The sequence below is a fragment of the Asanoa sp. NPDC050611 genome, assembly GCF_040654855.1.
Lineage (GTDB): Bacteria > Actinomycetota > Actinomycetes > Mycobacteriales > Micromonosporaceae > Asanoa.
This window is the reverse complement of sequence record NZ_JBFAIU010000029.1, coordinates 35,194-37,765: the sequence shown is the minus strand read 5'-3', so window position 1 is coordinate 37,765 and position 2,572 is coordinate 35,194. Positions and strand designations below refer to the sequence as shown.

Here is a 2,572-nt window from a genome sequence, read left to right as displayed (position 1 = left end):
CCGCAGCAGCGTCGACGACCACATCGACGCCAGGATGCGGCCGGTGCCGCCGCCGGGCAACGTGAAGTCGGCCGTCATCGCCCGGTCGATCCGCGCCGGCGACCGCGCTGGCCCACTACGACGCCTACCGGCGGGAGCTGCGCGACGAGCTGGGCAGCGAGCCGGGTCCGGCGGTGCGCGCCGCCTACCAGGCACTGCTGCGCAGCGACGCCCCCATGGTCCGGCACGGTGTCGTGGCCGAGCCCAACCCGCTGCTCGGCCGCGACAAGGACGTCGCCGCCGTGACCGACCTGCTGCGCACCGCCCGGGTGACCTCGATCGTCGGCCCGGGCGGCCTCGGCAAGACCCGGCTCGCGCACGCCGTCGCCGATGCCGCCGAGCAGCGGGTCGTGCACGTCGTCGGGCTCGCCGGTGTGACCGCCGATGCCGACGTGGCCGGTGAGGTGGCGTCCGCGCTCGGCGTGCGGGACGCCGTCCTCTCCCCCGGCGCCCGGCTGCCGTCGCGGGCGGCGGCGATCGTCGACGCCCTCGGGCCGGACCCGGCGCTGCTGGTGCTCGACAACTGCGAGCACGTCGTACGTGGCGTCGCCGCGCTCGTCCAGGACCTGGTGTCGGCGCGCCGGGAGCTGCGGGTGCTCACCACCAGCCGGGCTCCGCTGCGCCTGTCCGCCGAGTCGGTCTACCAGCTGCCCGCCCTCGACCTGCCGACGATGGTCGAGCTGTTCGCGCAGCGGGCCCGGGCCACCCGGCCCGACGCCGAGCTGCCGCCGGGTGTCGTGCGCGAGCTGTGCGGCCGCCTCGACGGGCTGCCGCTCGCGGTGGAGCTGGCGGCGGCGCGCGTACGCGTGCTGTCCGTCCCCGAGATCGCCCGCCGGCTGGACGACCGCTTCGCGCTGCTGCGCGGCAGCAACCGGGACGCGCCCGAGCGGCACCACACGCTGCACGCCGTCATCGACTGGAGCTGGCACCTGCTGGAGCCGGCCGGGCAGGCGGCGATGCGCGCGCTGTCGGTGTTTCCCGGTGGCTTCACCGCCGCCGCCGCGCGCCACGTGCTCGGCGCCGACGACGTGCTGGAGCACCTGGTCGACCAGTCCCTGCTGACGGTGACCGACAGCGGTTCGGGCACACGGTTCCGGATGCTGGAGACGGTGCGCGAGTTCAGCGCCGCCCGCCTCGCCGACGCCGGCGGGACCGACGAGGCCATCGGCCGGTTCCTGGACTGGGCGCGGGACTTCGCGGTCCGGTGGCAGGCCGACGCGGACCTCACCGACGGCCTCCTGGCCGTGGACGCGGTCCGCGCCGAGCAGGAGAACCTGCTGCTGGCCCTGCGGCAGGGGCTCGACCGGGCCGACGGCGCCGCCGTCGCCGGTGCGGCGGCCGCGCTGGGCGCCCTCTGGATCACGGAGTCGAACATCCCCCGGCTGGGCGAGCTGGCGCGGGAGACCGCCTGGGTGCTGTCCCATTTCCGCCCCGACCCCGACCTCGTCGAGGTCACCCGGACCGCTCTCGTGCTGGCCGCGGTGTTCGGTTTCCTGATGCCGGGCGTCAGCCCGCTGCGCGCCGTCGCCGCCCTGCGCCGGTTGCCCCGGGCCCGGCCCGACACGCTGGTCCGGGCCGCACAGGTCGCGCTGTGCGCGCCCGACGCCGCCGCGCTGCACGAGCTGTCGGCGAGCCCCGAGCCGATGCTGGCCGGGATCACCGAATACCTGATCAGCTACCTGCACGAGTACGCCAACGAGGGCGCGAGCGCGCTCGCGGCGGCCAGGCGGATGCGCGCGTCCGTCGGTGACGACGACCGCAGCCTGCTGCTGCGGGCGCTGGCCTACAGCCGGGTCGGCGAGCTCAGCCTGCACTCCGATCCCGGCGAGGAGGCCTACCGCAACCTGCGCGCCGCCCTGGCGATCACCGAGCGGCTCGGCTGGTCGACGACCCGCGGGCAGTGGGCGCTCGTGCTGGCCAACCTGCAGCGCGGCGCGTACGACGAGGCCGAGCGCGGGCTGGCCGAGGCGATGCCGCCGGCCAGCGGGGACGACCCCGTCGACCTGGAGCGCTACGAGACGTGTGTGCGCGGCCAGCTCCTGCTGGGCCGGGGCGACGTCGAGGGCGGGCTGAGGCTGTGGCGACAGGCCGCGCTGCGGTCGTGGGCCAACGGTCGGGAGCTGGCGGAGATCGGGCTGTGGCCCTACGAGGCCGTGGCGGTCGCGGTGCTCCACCACGCCGAGCACGGCCGGCTCGACCTGGTGGGCGACATCGTCGACGGCCTGCCGGAGATCCTGGCCACGGCCGTACCCACGCTGTCCATCGTGGAGTTTCCCGTCTGCGGGTCGCTGTTGCTGGCGCTCGCGGTCGCGGAGGCCGACCGCGGCGCGCCGCTGGTCGCGCTGGCCGAGCGGTTCGGCGTCTTCCGCGGCTGGACGCCCGCGCTGACGCCGGAGCGGATCACGCGGATCGGCATGGCGGCCGACGGCCCGGCGTACGCCGACGCGGTGTCGGGGGTACCCCGGCGGGAAACCGAGGGCCATCGGGCCGCCGCCACGGCGGTACACGGCAACCCGCCCCCGAGCCCGCGGGA

At 76.3% G+C, this 2,572-nt stretch carries 1 protein-coding gene and 1 pseudogene; both read left to right on the top strand.

Annotation, left to right across the window (positions count from 1 at the left end):
* Positions 1-107: 107 nt before the first annotated feature.
* Positions 108-152: pseudogene (locus AB0H87_RS07445) on the top strand (hypothetical protein); the annotation flags it as partial.
* Between the two features lie 21 nt (positions 153-173).
* Positions 174-2,572, top strand: a 2,399-nt coding sequence (locus AB0H87_RS07440; protein ID WP_360141183.1) for an AAA family ATPase, incomplete at its 3' end; no start/stop codon positions are given.